This is a genomic window from Salinisphaera sp. PC39 (assembly GCF_040361335.1).
Taxonomy (GTDB): Bacteria; Pseudomonadota; Gammaproteobacteria; order Nevskiales; family Salinisphaeraceae; genus APNM01.
The window spans coordinates 44,266-60,634 of record NZ_APNM01000014.1 but is presented as its reverse complement, the minus strand read 5'-3'; the positions used below and the strand labels follow the sequence as shown (position 1 = coordinate 60,634).

At 68.6% G+C, this 16,369-nt stretch carries 14 protein-coding genes; 7 read left to right on the top strand and 7 right to left on the bottom strand.

Annotated features, from left to right (window positions below):
• Window positions 1–115: 115 nt before the first annotated feature.
• Complete coding sequence (locus PC39_RS13285) at window positions 116–301, bottom strand: hypothetical protein (RefSeq protein ID WP_353253883.1); 186 nt, start codon at window positions 299–301, stop codon at window positions 116–118.
• Between the two features lie 148 nt (window positions 302–449).
• Here PC39_RS13285 and PC39_RS13280 point away from each other — a divergent pair, with 148 nt between their 5' ends.
• Window positions 450–593, top strand: coding sequence for a DUF3096 domain-containing protein (locus PC39_RS13280; RefSeq protein ID WP_353253882.1), 144 nt, complete (start codon window positions 450–452; stop codon window positions 591–593).
• Here the strand turns inward: PC39_RS13280 and PC39_RS13275 are convergent.
• A complete protein-coding gene (locus PC39_RS13275) occupies window positions 590–736 on the bottom strand; it encodes a hypothetical protein (protein WP_353253881.1) in 147 nt (48 codons plus the stop codon). The genes PC39_RS13280 and PC39_RS13275 overlap by 4 nt on opposite strands.
• Window positions 737–885: 149 nt before the next feature.
• Between PC39_RS13275 and PC39_RS13270 the strand changes: the two genes are divergently transcribed.
• On the top strand, window positions 886–2,043 hold the full coding sequence (locus tag PC39_RS13270) for an acyl-CoA dehydrogenase family protein (RefSeq protein ID WP_353253880.1): 1,158 nt from the start codon (window positions 886–888) through the stop codon (window positions 2,041–2,043).
• Between the two features lie 143 nt (window positions 2,044–2,186).
• On the opposite strand, the gene PC39_RS13265 is transcribed toward PC39_RS13270, so the two are convergent.
• Together PC39_RS13265 and PC39_RS13260 are read right to left on the bottom strand one after the other, a co-directional pair.
• A complete protein-coding gene (locus PC39_RS13265; protein ID WP_353253879.1) occupies window positions 2,187–2,705 on the bottom strand; it encodes a GNAT family N-acetyltransferase in 519 nt (172 codons plus the stop codon).
• Window positions 2,698–3,111 (bottom strand): DnaJ family domain-containing protein, encoded by a 414-nt coding sequence (locus PC39_RS13260; RefSeq protein ID WP_353253878.1) that lies wholly within the window; start codon window positions 3,109–3,111, stop codon window positions 2,698–2,700. The genes PC39_RS13265 and PC39_RS13260 overlap by 8 nt, the downstream gene beginning before the upstream one ends.
• 88 nt (window positions 3,112–3,199) lie before the next feature.
• On the opposite strand from PC39_RS13260, the gene PC39_RS13255 reads away from it, so the two are divergent.
• Together PC39_RS13255 and PC39_RS13250 are read left to right on the top strand one after the other, a co-directional pair.
• Window positions 3,200–4,132 carry an alpha/beta fold hydrolase gene (locus PC39_RS13255; RefSeq protein WP_353253877.1) on the top strand — a complete coding sequence of 311 codons (933 nt, stop codon included), beginning with the start codon at window positions 3,200–3,202 and terminating at the stop codon, window positions 4,130–4,132.
• A gap of 69 nt (window positions 4,133–4,201) precedes the next feature.
• Window positions 4,202–5,809 carry a cation:proton antiporter domain-containing protein gene (locus PC39_RS13250; protein WP_353253905.1) on the top strand — a complete coding sequence of 536 codons (1,608 nt, stop codon included), beginning with the start codon at window positions 4,202–4,204 and terminating at the stop codon, window positions 5,807–5,809.
• Between the two features lie 805 nt (window positions 5,810–6,614).
• Here the strand turns inward: PC39_RS13250 and PC39_RS13245 are convergent.
• Entirely contained in the window at window positions 6,615–7,694 is a 1,080-nt protein-coding gene (locus PC39_RS13245; RefSeq protein WP_353253876.1) for a PA0069 family radical SAM protein, read from the bottom strand.
• A gap of 359 nt (window positions 7,695–8,053) precedes the next feature.
• Between PC39_RS13245 and PC39_RS13240 the strand changes: the two genes are divergently transcribed.
• Window positions 8,054–8,998 carry an IS110 family RNA-guided transposase gene (locus tag PC39_RS13240; protein ID WP_353253875.1) on the top strand — a complete coding sequence of 315 codons (945 nt, stop codon included), beginning with the start codon at window positions 8,054–8,056 and terminating at the stop codon, window positions 8,996–8,998.
• A gap of 144 nt (window positions 8,999–9,142) precedes the next feature.
• Here PC39_RS13240 and PC39_RS13235 read toward each other — a convergent pair whose 3' ends face one another.
• Complete coding sequence (locus tag PC39_RS13235) at window positions 9,143–10,051, bottom strand: alpha/beta fold hydrolase (RefSeq protein WP_353253874.1); 909 nt, start codon at window positions 10,049–10,051, stop codon at window positions 9,143–9,145.
• 164 nt (window positions 10,052–10,215) lie between these two features.
• Here PC39_RS13235 and PC39_RS13230 point away from each other — a divergent pair, with 164 nt between their 5' ends.
• Together PC39_RS13230 and PC39_RS13225 are read left to right on the top strand one after the other, a co-directional pair.
• On the top strand, window positions 10,216–12,627 hold the full coding sequence (locus PC39_RS13230; RefSeq protein WP_353253873.1) for a penicillin acylase family protein: 2,412 nt from the start codon (window positions 10,216–10,218) through the stop codon (window positions 12,625–12,627).
• Between the two features lie 90 nt (window positions 12,628–12,717).
• A complete protein-coding gene (locus PC39_RS13225; RefSeq protein WP_353253872.1) occupies window positions 12,718–13,857 on the top strand; it encodes a GGDEF domain-containing protein in 1,140 nt (379 codons plus the stop codon).
• Between the two features lie 57 nt (window positions 13,858–13,914).
• Here PC39_RS13225 and PC39_RS13220 read toward each other — a convergent pair whose 3' ends face one another.
• Window positions 13,915–15,978 (bottom strand): TonB-dependent receptor, encoded by a 2,064-nt coding sequence (locus tag PC39_RS13220; protein WP_353253871.1) that lies wholly within the window; start codon window positions 15,976–15,978, stop codon window positions 13,915–13,917.
• Window positions 15,979–16,369 lie beyond the last annotated feature (391 nt).

The following is a 16,369-nucleotide window of genomic DNA, read 5'->3' as shown; positions in this document are numbered from 1 at the left end:
TGCGGATGCTTTCTTCCGGGAAGCGCCTCGGCAAACGGCCAGCCAGAAAATGGAGTGGTTTCATGTCCCGCCAGCCAAAGCCTCGTTCATGCCAGTTGATTGTGTAAACACCCTCTCAGCGCCAAGTGTTGTTATAGATTTCGATAAAGGCCAGCAGCAGGAGATAGGTGCAATACACCATGTCCACCAGCGGCAGGGTGACCGAATAGAAGGTGTCCGGGTGGTCGAAGTCCGTGTTCACCACCGCCAGGTAGCCCAGGAAGATCAGTATCCCGTTGACGACGATGTAGACCGGTCGCATCGGCAATCCCTGCTCGGAACGAGCCTCGACTGTAGCGCGTAGGGCGGGGCGGCACCAACGGGTGGGGTGTGTTGCGCTTGCCGGTGTGTGCGGTCAAGCTGTCTCCGCCGCTTGCGCGGTGAATCCGCAACCACGGGGAGAACGCACCATGACCCTCACCATCGACGCCGCGATGCTCACGCCCCTGCTATCCCTGGCCGCGGGCATCGCGATCCTGCTGGTGCCGCGACTGCTGAACTACATCGTCGCGGGCTACCTGATCGTGATCGGGATCCTGGGTCTCGTGAGCTAACTTTTCCCGGCCCCGCCGGCGGCCGCGACCGTCTCGGCGGGGACGTGGTCGGAGCCCGGTGGATACCACGCGCCCGCCGTGGAGAGCAGAAAGGCGGCGGCGGCCACGAGGCCGATGGCGCCGGCGAACAGTCGGTCGAACATGGCATGCTCCGATAGCGCGGGATTCGTCGGGGTATCTTGACGGCCGGCGATTAACGCTCTGTTACGCCTGCCGCCCCTTCTTTCGGGCGGCCGTGGCGGTCCCCGGTCCTGCTATCCTGCGTCTGCGATCGCTATAACCGGAGGAGAGCATGGCCGCGCTGGAGGAAGATGTCCGGGCCGAGCGGGAACTGTTCCGCGACAGTGTCCGCCGCTTCATCGACAACGAGATACGGCCCCATTACGAGGACTGGGAGGAGGCCGAAGCCTTCCCGCGCGAGGTCTGGACCCAGCTCGGCGAGGCCGGTCTGCTGTGTCTGGACGTCCCCGAGGCCTACGGCGGCGCGGGCGCCGACTTCGCGCTCTCGGCCGTGGTCCTGGAGGAGTTGGGGCGCGCCGGCATGGGCGGCTTGGCCACCGCGGTTTCCGTGCACTCGGACGTGGTCACTCCCTACCTGCTCGATCTCGGCAGCGACGCCCAGAAAGAACATTGGCTGCCGCGGATGGTGGCCGGCGAGGCGGTGATCGGCATCGGCATGACCGAGCCCGGCGCCGGCAGCGACCTCCAGGGCATGCGCACCCGCGCCGACCGCGACGGCGACGGCTGGGTGCTCAACGGCGCCAAGACCTTCATCACCAACGGCATCTACGCCGATGTCATGGTGATCGCGGCGCGTACCCGCCCCGAGGGCGGCGCCCGTGGCACCAGCCTGTTCCTTGTGGACACCTCGCTGCCGGGCTTCCGGCGCGGACGCAACCTGCGCAAACTGGGTCAGCACGCCGGCGACACCGCCGAGCTATTCTTCGAGGACCTGCGGCTGCCGGACGACGCGATCCTCGGCCGCGAGCACCAGGGCTTCATCCACCTGATCGACGAGCTGCCGCGCGAGCGGCTGGCGCTGGCGGTGGCCGCCGTCGCCGCCGCCGAGGGCATGATCGAGTGGACCGCCGACTACGTGCGCGAGCGCAAGGCCTTCGGCCAGCCCCTGTCCAGCTTCCAGAACACCCGGTTCCGGCTGGCCGAGATGCGCACCGACGCCGCCGTGACCCGTGCCTTCGTCGACCAGTGCATGGACCGCTTCCGCGCCGGCACCCTGGACGTCACCACCGCGGCCATGGCCAAGCTGTCCAGCACCGAGATGCAGTGGCGGGTGGCCGACGGCTGCCTGCAACTGTTCGGCGGCTACGGCTACATGCGCGAGTACCCGATCGCCCGCGCCTTCGCGGACGCCCGCGTGCAGCGCATCTACGGCGGCACCTCGGAGATCATGAAGGAACTGATCGCGCGCGACATGCTGGGCAAGGCATAGGCCGGGCCAGGCTTTCCCGGCATGCCGCCGACGACTCGATCGCCGAGGAAATGATCTTGAACCACAGAGGCACAGAGGGCACAGAGATTTAATGGGGTGAGTCTTCCTGACTCTTTTCCTCTGTGCTCTCTGTGCCTCTGTGGTTAGCCTCCTTGGGCCGCCGCGCGGCCCATCAGGTAGTCGTCCATCACGAAGCCGCCGCCGATGTCCTTGATATCGGTGCTCTCGATGCGGAAACCCAGGCGGCGGTAGGCTTCGACGGCGACGCGGTTGTGGCGGTTGACCCGCAGCCGGACGCGGTCGGCGCCGCGCGCGCGGGCGTGGGCCAGGGCGTCGTCCAGCAGGCGGCGGGCCAGGCCGCGACCGCGGTGCTCGCCGGCCACATAGAGCTTGTGCAGCCACAACGTGTCCTCGTCCCCCGCGTCCGGGCCGTGGGCGGCGAAGCCCGCGGGGTCGCCGTCCGCCTCGGCCAGCACGTAGCGCACCCCGTCCTCGATCTCGCGCCGCATCACCGGCAGGGCGTAGCCCTGCGTGAGCATGTAGTCGATCTGGGCATGGCTGATGATGCCGGGATAGTGTTCCCGCCAGATGCGGCGGGCGAGGGCGGCGATCGCCGTCAGCGCGGCATCGTCGTCGGCCGGACGCAGGACGATGTCAGTCATCGCCGCCCAGGCGCCGCAGGACCGCCTCCTGGTATTCCCGCGCCGCGCGGAGCTGGCCCATTCGGCCCTCGCCCAGCCGCGCGCGCAACAGCGACAGGCGCCGCTGGGCGAGCGCGTGCTCGGTGCTGTCCGGGTCGGCCCGCTCCAGCAGTTCCTCCACGCTGGCGATCTCGCGGCGGGTCTGCAGCTCGGGCGGCAGGTAGCCGGCGTTCTTGAGCAGCCGGTAACCCGCGCGCAGTTCCTCCGGCACGAAGCGGTCGTCGTCCAGCTTCAGCGGGCGGCCGGCCCCGGGCAGATCGTCCAGCTCGCCGCGCTCCGCGGCGGCGCTGATGTGTTCCTCGGCGAGTCGGTCGAGCAGGCGCATTCCTATGAGGGTGATTGGTGATTCGTGATTGGCAAAGAGCATAACCCCCTCTTCCCAACGAATCACCAATCACCAATCACCTAAACCAGAACGCTATCCTGTGCGTTTGCCCCCCGAACCGGAAACAGGAATGGATGCAACGGCGACACACAGCGGCATGCGCTTCGTCGAGGGGCGTGCCGCGGCCAACGGCCTGGAGCTGGCCTACGACGATCGTGGCGACGAGGACGCGCCGGTCGTCCTGTTGATCATGGGCCTCGGGACCCAGCTCCTGGGCTGGCCGGAGGCATTCTGCGACGGCCTGGCCGCCGAGGGCTTCCGGGTGATCCGCTTCGACAACCGCGACATCGGGCTGTCCACCAAGATCGAAGGCGCCGGCCGTCAGGACGGCGTGCGGGCGGCGTTCGTCAAGTCGTCGCTGGGCCTGCGGGTGCGCGCGCCCTACCGGTTGGACGACATGGCGGACGACACCCTCGGCCTGCTGGACGCCCTGGATATCCCCGCGGCCCACGTCGTCGGCGCCTCGATGGGCGGCATGATCGGCCAGATACTCGCCGCGCGCCGGCCGGCGCGGGTCGCGAGCCTGACCTCGGTGATGTCCAGCTCGGGCGCGCGCGGATTGCCGCGCGGGCGGCTCAAGGTGCTGATGCGGCTGGGCTCGCGGCCGCCGTCGACGGACCGGGAAGCGGCGGTCGAGCACCTGGCCACCACCATGCGCCTGATCGGCTCGCCCGGCATCCAGCGCTCGCGCGCGGAGTGGGCCGAGCTGATCCGGCAGGGCATGGCGCGCTCGCACTACCCCGCGGGCACCGCCCGCCAGCTCCTGGCGATTCTCGCCTCCGGCAGCCGCGAGCCGCTGCTGCGGGAGATCGCGCGGCCGTCGTTGGTGATCCACGGCGACGCCGATCCCCTGGTGCCGCCGGCGCACGGCGAGCATACCGCCGCCTGTATCCCCGGCGCGCGGCTGGAGACCATCCCCGGCATGGGCCACGACCTGCCGCCGGTGCTGGTCCCGGAACTGGTCGGCCTGATCGCCGACCATGCCCGCGCGGCTGGGCCGTGATCCGGCGTCGTGCGATCATGAGATAGCGGCGGCGGGCCGCGGATCGGCAGAGACAGGGGTATTCCCGTGTTGTTCGAGGTGGTGTGTGTCAGTTTCGCGTTCGGCATGGGCCTGCTGGTCCGGCCGCTGGGTCTGCCGCCCCTGGTCGGATTCCTCGGCGCGGGCTTCCTGATCCACGCCTTCAAGGAACCGCTGCAGCTCCCCGACGAGACCCACGAGGTGCTGCAGCACCTGTCGCACCTGGGCGTGCTCCTGCTCCTGTTCACCGTCGGGCTCAAGCTCAAGCTCGCGAACCTGCTGCGCGCCGAGGTGATCGGCGGCGGCATGCTGCATTTCGGCATTTCCTGCCTGCTGTTCGCGCCCATCCTGCATCTGTGGCTGGGCCTGGACTGGGCCACGGCGCTGCTGCTGGCGGTGGCGCTGTCCTTTTCCAGCACGGTGCTCGCGGCCAAGGTTCTGGAGGCCAAGCGCGAGTTGCGCGCCTTCCACGGCCGGGTGGCGATCGGCATCCTGATCGTGCAGGACCTCATCGCCCTCGGGGTGCTCAGCTTCGCCGGCGATCATGCCCCGTCCGTCTGGGCGCTGGGTGTGTTCGCGCTGCCGTTGCTACGGCCGCTGCTGCACTGGCTGCTGGAGTTGGTCGGGCACGACGAGCTGCTGGTGCTCATGGGCATGTTGCTGGCGCTGGGGGTCGGCGGTGCCGGCTTCGAGCTGGTCGGGCTCAGTCCGGAACTGGGGGCGCTGGTGGCCGGCATGCTGCTGGCGGGGCATCCGCGCGCCCAGGAATTGTCCGATTCCCTCTGGAGCCTCAAGGAAGTATTCCTGGTGGGGTTCTTCCTCCAGATCGGGATGTCCGGCCTGCCGGATGGCCAGTCGCTGGTGTTCGCCGCGGTCCTGGCCCTGGCGCTGCCGCTGAAGGCGATACTGTTCTTCGCCCTGCTGCTGGCCTTCAAGCTGCGCGCCCGCAATGCCTTCCTGGCCGGCGTCGGCCTCACCAGCTACAGCGAGTTCGGCCTGATCGTGGCCGCCGGACTGCTGCCCGAGTGGCTGGTGCCGCTGGCCCTGGCGGTGGCGCTGTCGTTCGTGATCTCGGCGCCCCTCAACCGCATGGCGCACGAGCTGTTCGAGCGGATGGAGGGCGGCCTGATCCCGTTCGAGCGCAGTACACCGCACCCGGACGAGCAGCCGGCTTCCCTGAACCACGCGCGGGTGCTGGTTCTGGGCATGGGCCGGGCCGGCACCGCGGCCTACGACCTGATCGCGCAGCGCGGCGAGTCGGTGATCGGCATCGACGCCGACCCCAACAAGGTGACCGGGCACGTGGAGGCCGGCCGCAACGTGGTGTATTCGGATGCCGAGGACTCGTCCTTCTGGCACGCGGCCGACCTGAGCGGCATCCGCGCCGCGGTGCTGGCGATGCCCGCCACCGAGGCCAGTCTGTTCGCCACCAAGCAGTTGCGCCGCACCGGCTATGCCGGCGTGATCGTGGCCCACACCATGTATCCCGACCAGGCGCGGGCGATCCGCGAGGCCGGCGCGGACGAGGTCTACTCCACCATGAGCGAGGCCGGCGTCGGCCTCGCCGAGCACGCGCTGGAGGCGCTCTCCCCGGGCGCCGAGGCCGGCTCGATCTCAATCAACCACAGAGGCACGGAGGGCACGGGGAGCAAAGATTGAGGCGATCGCGACGCTGAAAAAACCGCTACAACACTACTGCGCTCGGCGCCCAGACAGCCGGCGGCGCTTCGCTTATCCCGGTCCACAGGCTTTTAGTTGGCGGGACCTGAAACCACAGAGGCGCACGGAGGCTTTTGCTGGCCGCTTGCCGGAAGAAGGAATCCACAGATTACGCCGATGTACGCAGATTAAAGAGCAGTCCAACCGATCTGCGTTAATCGGCGTCCATCCGCGGATAAACAAATGCCTTGATTCGGCACGGCGCCGACCGCGCAGCGCCTAGGCGACCGAATTGCCGGGGCGGCAACGGAGCTTGGCGGGCGGTTCCCGGAAGAAACGATCCGCAGATGACGCCGATGGACGCAGATTAAAGAACAGCCCCAATTAATCTGCGTTAATCGGTGTCAATCTGTGGATAAAACAAGCGCCTTGACTCGGCACGGCGCCGACCGCGAAGCGCCCCGGCGCTCGAGCCGCCGGGTTGGCAACGAACCTTGGCGGGCCATCCGCCTCTTCCGCATGAAAACCGTGATCGTGTCCGGGGCAGGCTTCTTTGCGGCTTCCGGGACGACCGTCAGTGCCCTCTGTGTCCCTCTGTGCGCCTCTGTGGTCCATGTTCTGGCGGGCCGCTTGCCGCCGTCGTGATCTTCGGCAGGCGTGGGTTGGAACAAGGGCCGTCTGGCCCGTTTCCGGCAGCTAGAAGATCAACCACAGAGACACAGAGAGCACAGGTGCAAAAAGGCCAAGAAGACTCACCCCATTAAATCTCTGTGTCCTCCGTGCCTCCGTGGTTCGAATCGCCCGGCTACAGAAGCGACATCTGATCGCCGCTGCGCGGCGGCACCCGGAACAGGGCGGTGGTCAGCGGTGCCCGGTCGCCGCGGTCGAGGCCGTGGCGGCGGCTGGCCGCGCGGAAGCGCTGCGCGATCATGTCCGCGAACACCCCGGTGCCGGTCATGCGCGTGCCCCAGGCGGCGTCGTAGTCCTTGCCGCCGCGCGACTGGCGCACCAGGCTCATCACGTGCTCGGCGCGGTCCGGGTAATGGGTCTCCAGCCAGTCCCGGAACACCTCCTTGAGTTCGTGCGGCAGCCGCAGCAGGACGTAGCCCGCGCCGCGCGCGCCGGCCTCGGCCGCCGCCGCCAGGATCGCCTCCAGCTCGTGGTCGGTGATCGCGGGGATCACCGGCGCCGCCATCACCGCGGTGGGTACGCCGGCGTCGGCCAGTGCCCGGATGGTGCGCAGCCGCGCGGCGGGGCCGGCGGTACGGGGCTCCAGGCGGCGCTTGATGTCCGGGTCCAGCGAGGTCACGCTCACCGCCGCGGATACCAGGCCGTGCTCGGCCATCGGTCCGAGGATGTCCAGGTCGCGCGTGATCAGCGCGCTCTTGGTGATCAGGCTCACCGGGTGCCGGTAGGCCCAGAGCACCTCCAGCAGCGAACGGGTGACCCGCAACCGGCGCTCCGCCGGTTGGTAGGCGTCGGTGTTGATGCCCAGCGAGATCGGCGTCGGCCGATAGCCGGGCTTACGCAGCTCCGCCTCCAGCCGCTCGGCGGCGTTGCCCTTGTAGAAGATGCGGGTCTCGAAGTCGAGACCCGGCGACAGGTCCAGGTAACTGTGGCTGGGGCGGGCAAAACAATAAGGGCACGCATGCTCGCAGCCCCGGTAGGGATTGATGGAGGCCTCGAACGGGATGTCCGGCGAGCGGTTGCGGGTGATGACCGTGCGCGCCGGGTCCGCGCGCAGCTCGGTGGCCGGGGCCTCGGGTTCCTCCTCGGCGCTGCCCCAGCCGTCGTCGAACACCTCGTGATCGACCGACTCGAAGCGGCCGGCGGGATTGGATACCGCGCCCCGCCCCTTGAACGCCTGTCGCCGCCGTGCCTTCATTTTGATACTGTATAAACGAACAGCATGTCTGGCAAGCGATGGCGTTCGAAAATTTTTTGTCCGTGGATGGATACGGATGAACGCCGATGAAACGAGATCCAGGATGGGCCGCTCAAGCCATCGCGCCGCCGGCCGGTCCACCCCCTTGTATCTATTTTCCCGTTGTAGGGTGGTGATGAGAGCCGAGTCTGGCAGGCCGTTCACCCCTAGGCCTTCGAGGCCGAGGATGAGCTGGGACCGCCAGACTCGTGGCTCTCGCCAAGCTCGAACAGTTGCCGGGGCGATCGCCCGTATCCACAAGGCAGAGCCGGCGAGAGCCTGCTCTCATCACCTCAGGCAGTATGCAACGGGAGGTAGCCATGACCAAGGCGATCGGTGTGGACGTGGCCAAGCGGGCTCTGGACGTCGCCGCCAGCGATCAAACCCCAGTTCAACGTTTCGATAACAGCCCGGCGGGCTGGTCCGAGCTGATTCAGTGGGCGCGAGGCCATGCGCCAGCCCAGATTGTGATCGAGGCCACCGGAGGCTACGAGCAAGGCGTGCTCGCTGCCCTGTTTGAGGCGGATTTGCCCGTATGTCACGTCAATCCCCGCCAAGTTCGGGACTTCGCCAAGGCCACCGGCGAGCTCGCCAAGACCGATGCGCTGGATGCACGCATCCTGGCCCAGATGGGGGCGTTACTCGATTTACAGCGCCATGTGCCGCCCCAAGCGGCCGAGCAGCAATTGCAAGCGCTGGTCAGCCGACGCAGCACGTTGGTCCGAATGCGCACAGCCGAACGCAACCGCCGGCCCCAGGCTGACCGTGTGGTGCGCGCCTCGATCAAGGAGATCATTGAAGCGCTCGACCGGGCCATTCAGGCGATTGAGGCACGCATCCATCAGCTGTTGACCCAAGCATCGCCGGTGGCGGAGCGCGCCAGACACTTGGACCAAGTGCCGGGTATCGGCCAGATCAATGCAGCAGGCCTGTTGGGACACATCCCGGAGCTGGGTCACCTGAACCGCAAGGCCATTGCCAAGCTGGTCGGTGTAGCGCCGCTGAATCGAGACAGCGGCGCTTGGCGTGGGCGACGCAGCACCTGGGGCGGTCGGGCCGCCGCGCGCAGCGTGCTGTATATGGCGACCTTGGTGGCCGTGCGATATGAACCGGATCTACGAGCCCGATACCAACGCTTGCTGGCAGCGGGTAAACCGCCGAAGGTGGCATTAGTGGCCTGCATGCGCAGCTTGCTAATCCGGCTCAATGCGATGCTGCGGGATGGCACCGAGTGGCAACCCGATACCGTGCCGAGCACAGGCTGAGTGCAAGACAGTTGCTCATCCCGGCCTTCTCCCCCAAGGGGGAGAAGGAGAAAAGCAGCGATCTACAGGTGCGGCATTCACGGGTTCCAGATAAATAATCGGTGTCAATCTGCGTAATCAGTGGATTATTTTCTTCTGACGTCGTCAGCCCAGGTTCGAAAAAAAACGGTGGATTGCCGCCGCCCCTGTGGCCGGGACTTCCATTTGCCAGAAGTGCCCCGCGAACGGCAGCAGTTCCGGGTTGTCGTCGGCGCCGGGGATGTCGCGGGCGAGCTCCACGCCCCAGGAGGGCGGCAGGAAGCGGTCCTGGGCCGCCCAGATCACGTGTGCGGGCTTGGTCCAGGATTGCAGCGCGGATACCGCGTCCTGGCTCCAGTGCGAGGACTGGCTGGCGGTGTAGTCGATCCAGTGGGTCAGGGCCTCGCCGCCGGTGTTCAGGGCGTATTCCCAGTCTTCCCGCGCCGCCTGGAGGATCGGGCCGCGGAAGGTGGTCAGCGGCCAGGGGAAGACCCGCATCGCGTACTGCAGCACGCGGGTCGCGGCGAGCGGCCGGGTCGCCGGCCCCAGACGCATCAGGGCGTCCACCACCGGCACCGGCCAGTTGTCGTAGCACACGCAATCAGTGAACACGGCGGCGTCCACGCGTCCGCCGTGGCGCTTGAGCATTTGCGCGCCGTGGGCGCCGCCCTGGTCGTGGAAGACCGCGAGACAGGTCTCGATGTCGAGCGCGTCGAGCACGGCCGCCAGCATGTCCGCCTGCCCGGGGCTGGCGAGGTCGGCGCCGGCCGCGGGCCGGGAGCGGCCGAGGCCCAGCAGGTCCGGCACGATGCAGTCGTAGTAGGCCCCGAGCGTGCCCAGCAGGGGCTCCCAGAGCCGTGCGGATGTGGGGATGCCGTGCACCAGCAGCAGGGGTGGCGCCCCCGTGGGGCCGTGCCGCAGGTAGGCCACCCGCCCGCATTCGAGGTCCAGGTGGCGGCGCTCGAGGGTGCCGATGGCCAGGGTCGGCGACTCGGGACGGAAGCGGCGCATCGGCCGGCGCGGTGCGGTCAGCATGAGCGGTCTCCTATGGCAACCGGAAGTACATTTTTACCATTGGCCGACGTGTAAGCGCAGGGTAGATTACTGCGTCAGTAAATTCCTACAACGAAAGACCGGGCCTGGGGGCAAGGTGCGAGAGTGCCGCCGGTAGGCGGGGGAGGGATCCGATGAGGCGATCTTTGACAGCGGCCGTTCTGGCCGCTTTTTTGTCCGCGTGTGGTGATGGCGGCACGGGTGCCGGCGACGGTCTGTCGCTGCCCTATGACGTCGATATCCGGACCGATTCGTTCGGCATTCCGCACATCGAGGCGGACGACTACGCCAGCCTCGGCTATGGCCTGGGTTATGTCCAGGCCCGCGACAACCTCTGTGTGCTGGCGGAGGATTTCCTCACCATCAACGGCCGCCGCGCCGAGTTCCTGGGCCGGGACGGCAGCTACAGCATCCCGGCCAACGGCACCACGGCGAGCAACGTCGAGTCGGATTTCTTCTGGTCGTTCGTGCTCACCGACGCGCGCTTGGACGCCCTGGAGGAGGCCGCGGCCGGTCCGGCCGCGCGCGCCACGCGTGGCTTCGCCGAGGGCTATTCCCGCTACGTGCGCGAGATCCAGGACGGCGAACATGCCGGCCGGCACGCCGCCTGCCGGGATGCCGACTGGGTGCGCGAGATCGACGCCCGCGACATGTACCGGCGCTACTTCCGGCTCGGCGTGCTGGCCAGCTCCTCGGTGTTCGTGAACGAGATCGCCGGCGCCGCGCCGCCGGCGCCCGGCGAGATCCTGGAGACGCCGCCGATCGATACCATCCTGGACACCCTGCAGCCCTCGGACATGCCGCTGGGGGATCTGGATATCGGCAGCAACATGTACGGGCTGGGGTCGGAGGCGACCCAGACCGGCCGGCCGATGCTGTTCGGCAATCCGCACTTCCCCTGGGAGGGCACCGAGCGGCTCTACCAGATGCACCTGACCATCCCCGGCCAAGTGGATATCTTCGGGGCCTCGCTGTACGGCGTGCCCGCGGTGCTGATCGGTTTCAACGAGCACGTCGCCTGGAGCCACACCGTCTCCACCGCGTACCGCTTCAGCTTCTACGAACTCAAGCTCAATCCCGCGGACCCGACGCAGTATCTCTACGACGGCGAATTCGTCGACATGGAGAGCGAGGACGTCACCATCCGCGTCCGCGAGGCGGACGGCAGCCTCACCGAGGCCACGCGTACCCTCTACCGCTCGCATTACGGGCCGATGCTGGAGCTGTCGGTCTCGGGCATCCCGGTACTGAGCTGGAACGGGCTCACCGCCTACACCTTGCGCGACGCCAACGCCGAGAACACGCGCCTGATCAACCAGTTCTTCGCCTGGAACCGGGCGCGTTCCCTGGACGAGTTCATCGACCTGCACGCCGAGATCCTGGGCGTGCCCTGGGTTAATACCGTGGCCACTGGTCCGGACGAGCCGGTCTACTACGGCGACGTCACCGTGGTGCCCAACGTGCCCGACAGCAAGGTCACGGAATGCGCCACGCTGCTGACGCCGGTGCTGGGCCAGCTCATGCCCGGCCTGCCGATCCTGGACGGCTCGCGCAGCGCCTGCGAGTGGGACACCGACCCGGACGCGCCGGCGCCGGGCATCTTCGGCCCCGGCAACCTGCCGACCCTGGTCCGGCGGGATCACGTCTCCAACATGAACGACAGCTATTGGCTGACCCATCCGCAGGAACCGCTCACGGGCTTCGCGTCCATCATCGGCCAGGAGGAGACCGAGCGCAGCCTGCGCACGCGCCTGGGCATCCTCCAGATCCAGCGCCGGCTGGACGGCACGGACGGCCTGCCCGGCACCGGCTTCACGCTCGACAATCTCCAGGAGATCGTGCTCGACAGCTCGATCCATTCCGGGGAACTGGCGCGCGACGCCGTGGTCGGCAGCATCTGCCCGCTGGGCACGGTCGTGACCGACGGCGGTCCCGTGGACGTGAGCGCGGCCTGCGACGTGCTTGCGGACTGGGACCTGGCGACCAATCTCGACTCCCGCGGCGGCCATCTGTGGCGAGAGTTCTGGACCCGCGCCAGCGAGGCCCTGCTGCCGGTGGGGCCGGACGTGCCGCCTCTGTGGCTGACGCCGTTCTCCGCGGACGAACCGGTGACCACCCCGCGCGACCTCAACGTCCTGAATCCGCTGGTGCAGGCGGCCCTGGGCGATGCCGTGACCGCGGTCACCGACGCCGGCTTCGCGCTCGACGCGCCCATGGGCGAGGTCCAGTACTCGGGTATCCACGACGAACGCATCCCCATTTTCGGCGACCTCGGCAACGCCACCGGCTCGTTCACGGTCACCGGCGGCGCGCCGCTCGACGAGACCGGCTACCCGGTCCTGCGTGGCAACAGCTATATTCAGACCGTCACCTGGGACGACGAGGGCACGCCGATCGCCGAGGGCTTCGTTACCTACTCGCAGTCCAGCGATCCGGCGAGTCCGCACTACAAGGATCAGACGTGGCGCTATTCGGCGAAGGAATGGGTGCCCTTCCGGTTCACCGAGGCGCAGATCGCCGCCGACCCCGGACTGACCGAGGAGCACCTGTCGGACTGACCCCCGGCCCGCGCCGCGGTTTTCTGCGGCACGGGCGTAATGTGCGGCTGGCCGTCAGCCGATAGAAAGGCAATGGCCGGCGCGGATCGCATGAACGACGTGAAGGCGCTGCGTGCCCAAAGGGCGCGCGGCTATCGCCTGCTGCGCTTCGCGTCGCCCCTGGAATCCCGGTTCTGCGAGGATTACCGCGAGTCCGGCCGCGGCTTCCGGCTGGCGCTGTTGTGTCTGGGCCTGCTCACGGTGCTCGGCACGCCGCTCTACAACGATCTCCTGAACGCGCCGGAAGGCTTCCAGCGCCTGACGGTACCGGTGCTGTACGGCCTGCAGGTGCCGGCGTTCGTGATCGCGATCGCGGTGACCGCGGTGCCGGCCTGGCGCCGGTATGCCGATATCGCCCTCGTCGGCTCGGCGTTGCTGCTGGCCTTCGGCTTCCTGGCGGAGCGGGCGATCGGCGCCGTCTACGGTTTCGACATCCCCCTGGAGTTCATCGGCGTCCTCGTGGTGGCGGTGTTCTTCATCGCGCGGCTGCGCTTCCGCGCCTTCCTGCCGGCGGCCCTGCTGATGACCGCGATCATGGTCGCCAACGAAGCGCTGCTGGTCGTGCCGGAGTCGGACGAGTGGTACCGGGTCATGGCGATGCTGTTGCTGGTGGCCGTGGCCTTCGTCGGCGGCTACTCCCAGGAATACCTGGCGCGCTCGGTCTGGCTGGAACGGGGCATCCTGGAGCACCTGTCCATGCACGACGACCTCACCGGGGTGCTCAACCGGCGCGCTGCCCTGGAAACGATCGACCGGGGCCTGCGCCACGCCGCGCGCGAGGGCGCGCGCTACGGTATCGCCATGATCGACCTGGACCACTTCAAGGATTACAACGATGCCTACGGGCACGCCCGCGGCGACGATTTCCTGAAGCATCTGGCCGACCTCCTGCGCGGCGCCGCGCGCCGGCCCCAGGACTGTGTCGGCCGCCTGGGCGGCGAGGAGTTCGTGCTCGCCTGGTACGACGCCGACCCCGCCGAGATGGTCTACCGGGCCGAGAGCCTGCGGCGCGAGCTCGAACTCGGCGGCTCGGGCGGCGTGGAGCCGTGGTCGGCCACCATGAGCGTGGGATTGGTCACGCTGTGCCCGCGCCCCGACACGCGCCCCGAGCCCGTGATCGAGGCCGCCGACGGGCTGCTCTACCGTGCCAAGGACGCGGGCCGCAACCGCGTCATCGTCGAGCACTGGTAGGGCCTGATCCGCGTCCAGCCGCGTGAATCCGCGGATCGCTTTCGGCCTCGAGCCGGTTCACCAGGCCAGCGAGAGCCGCACGTAGCCGTTGATGCCGTCGCCGGGCAGGCGCTCGCCCACGGCGATATCGCTGTCGACCACCCGATTGATCCCCGCCAGATGCGGCCGGTAGGCCTTGTCCAGCAGGTTGTCCATGCCCGCGCTCAGGGTCAGGCCGTGACGCGGGAATTCGTAGCGCCCGGAGACGTGGAGCAGGCCGTAGCCGCCGGATTCGGTCTCGCCGTTGGTCGCCGAGACATGGTCCTGCCCGTCGTGGGCCTCGCCGGTCAGCGTCACCGACCAGCGGGCGCGGCGGTGGCTCAGCGCCACGCGGGCGTTGGGCGGGGCGACGCGGTACAGGTCGTCGTCGATGTCGCGGCGCTCTCCGCGCACGTAGGCGAGGCTGCCGTCCAGGAACCAGCGGTCGGCGAGCTGCACCGACCACAGGGCGTCGATGCCGTAGAGCTCGGCGTCGACGTTGGCGAAGCGCAGCGGGGTCGGATCGCCGGTCATGCCGCTGGCCATGAGCACGGCGGGATCGGTGGCGGGCACGCCCTGGATGTAGTCGTCCACCCGGCGGTAGAACGCCTGCGGCGAAACGCGGAAGCGACCCGGATGCCAGTCCAGGCCCAGGGTCGCCTCGTGCGACACCTCGGGGTCCAGGTCGATGTCGCCCACGTAGTTGTTGCCGTCGGCCAGTCCGCCCGCCGATTGCAGCGGCAGCCACAGGTAGCGCGTCTGGTAGGAGGGCGTGCGGGTCTTGCGCCCGAGGCCGGCGGTCAGGTCGAGGTCGTGGCGCAGAACGTATTCGAGGGCCAGGGCGAGATCGAGGTTGTCGTCGGTGCGTTCGCGGTCGGCGGCGTTGAAGCGGTCGCGCAGGGTGGCGGCGGCCGGCATCATCATCGCCGGGGTGCCGTCCACCCGCCCGGCGTCGGTCGTCGCCCGGGTGTAGCGCAGGCCCAGGGTCGCGCCCAGCCGCGCCGACAGTGGCCCGGACCATTCGCCGAACAGGCTGTGCAGATCGCGGCGGACGTCGTTGAAGTTGCGCACGAAGAAGGCATCGTTGTCGGGTGCGAAGATGTCGGCGTCGTGGCGCGCCAGCCGGCCGTCCACGCCCACCGCCAGGCTGCCTGTGGCGAGCGGGATGTCGGCGCGCAGCCGGTAGGAGCCGCCGTCGGCGTCGGCCACGGTGTAGCGCCGCATCATCGGGTTGGCGGGCGGCCGCAGACTGTCGTTGCTCATGCGGTGGTGGACGTCGTTGTAGGCGACGTCCGCCGACAGCCCGATGCCGCGGAACGAAGTCGCGTACCCGGCGCGCAGCAGGTCGGTGTCGATGACGTCGATATCCATGGGCAGCGCCGGCGTGCCCGTGGGGCCGGTCTCGTTGCGGCGGTAGTCCAGCGAGACACGGCGATCATCCTCGCGGTGACCGTAACCCAGTTCGTAGACATCGCGCTCGTGGCGCGAGGCGGCCACCGTGCCCGCGGCGGTCTCGCGGTCGTCGCCGCGCTCGCGGGTCACGGCGGCGTGCGCGCGATGCCGTCGACCGGCCACGCCCGCCAGGCCGGTGACGCTCCGGCCGTCGTCCGCGCTGCGCAGGCCTGCGGCGGCATCGCCGTACAGTTCGACGCCGTCGCCGCTCGCGAAGCGCCCCGCCCGCGAGGTGGCGCGCACGGTGCCGCCCAGGGTCTCGATGCCGTCGCTCACCGGCGCGATCCCGCGGTGGATCTCGATGCGTGCCAGGCGCGCCGCCGGCAGGTAGCTCAGGGGCGTGTCCATGGCGTTGGGGCCGCCGGATACCGGGCTGGCGCCGTCCACCAGGACATTGAGGCGGTCGCCGTACAGGCCGCGGTACTGGGCGATGCCGGTCAGCGGGCCGTTGCGGTTGACGCCGGCGCCCGGCAGCCGGGCCAGCGCCGCGGCCGTGTCCGGTGCCGGATCGCCGAGCTCATCCGCGGCCACGGCGGCGGTCGCCGCGCGGTCGGCGGTGACGTCGATGCTTTCCAGGGTTTCGGCTTGGTCGGCGAGGGCGGCGGCGGGCAGCAGCAGGGCCGCCGCGGCGAGCGGGCGCAGGCGTGTCATCGCGGGTTGTCCGGTCGGTTCTGGGTTTTGCACCGCCTGGGACGGCGCGACCGGACGGTAGGTTAGTCGGGACGCCGCCGCGGCGGAATGCGACCGAATGTCGCAGGTCCGGGGGGAATCCACAGATTACACGGATGACACGGATTGAAGGACAAGAATCGGTGTAATCGGTGAAATCCGTGGATCGCCTTGCGTTCCGGAACTATTCGTAGTCCTGGCTCTTGCAAGTAATCCGCAGATGAACGCGGATTGACGCAGATGATTGGTTGTTAATGGGTTAATGGACTGCCGGGCCAATCCGTGTCATCCGTGTGATCGGTGGATGGGTTTGCGTTGCGGGGCCGCCCGTGGCGCCGGTCCTGAAAACGATCCGCCGATGATCAGCGTCCAT

Coding starts and splice junctions, on each gene's coding strand:
- PC39_RS13285 (WP_353253883.1), bottom strand. CDS start 301: ATGCGACCGGTCTACATCGTCGTCAACGGGATACTGATCTTCCTGGGC.
- PC39_RS13280 (WP_353253882.1), top strand. CDS start 450: ATGACCCTCACCATCGACGCCGCGATGCTCACGCCCCTGCTATCCCTG.
- PC39_RS13275 (WP_353253881.1), bottom strand. CDS start 736: ATGTTCGACCGACTGTTCGCCGGCGCCATCGGCCTCGTGGCCGCCGCC.
- PC39_RS13270 (WP_353253880.1), top strand. CDS start 886: ATGGCCGCGCTGGAGGAAGATGTCCGGGCCGAGCGGGAACTGTTCCGC.
- PC39_RS13265 (WP_353253879.1), bottom strand. CDS start 2,705: ATGACTGACATCGTCCTGCGTCCGGCCGACGACGATGCCGCGCTGACG.
- PC39_RS13260 (WP_353253878.1), bottom strand. CDS start 3,111: ATGCTCTTTGCCAATCACGAATCACCAATCACCCTCATAGGAATGCGC.
- PC39_RS13255 (WP_353253877.1), top strand. CDS start 3,200: ATGGATGCAACGGCGACACACAGCGGCATGCGCTTCGTCGAGGGGCGT.
- PC39_RS13245 (WP_353253876.1), bottom strand. CDS start 7,694: ATGAAGGCACGGCGGCGACAGGCGTTCAAGGGGCGGGGCGCGGTATCC.
- PC39_RS13240 (WP_353253875.1), top strand. CDS start 8,054: ATGACCAAGGCGATCGGTGTGGACGTGGCCAAGCGGGCTCTGGACGTC.
- PC39_RS13235 (WP_353253874.1), bottom strand. CDS start 10,051: ATGCTGACCGCACCGCGCCGGCCGATGCGCCGCTTCCGTCCCGAGTCG.
- PC39_RS13225 (WP_353253872.1), top strand. CDS start 12,718: ATGAACGACGTGAAGGCGCTGCGTGCCCAAAGGGCGCGCGGCTATCGC.
- PC39_RS13220 (WP_353253871.1), bottom strand. CDS start 15,978: ATGACACGCCTGCGCCCGCTCGCCGCGGCGGCCCTGCTGCTGCCCGCC.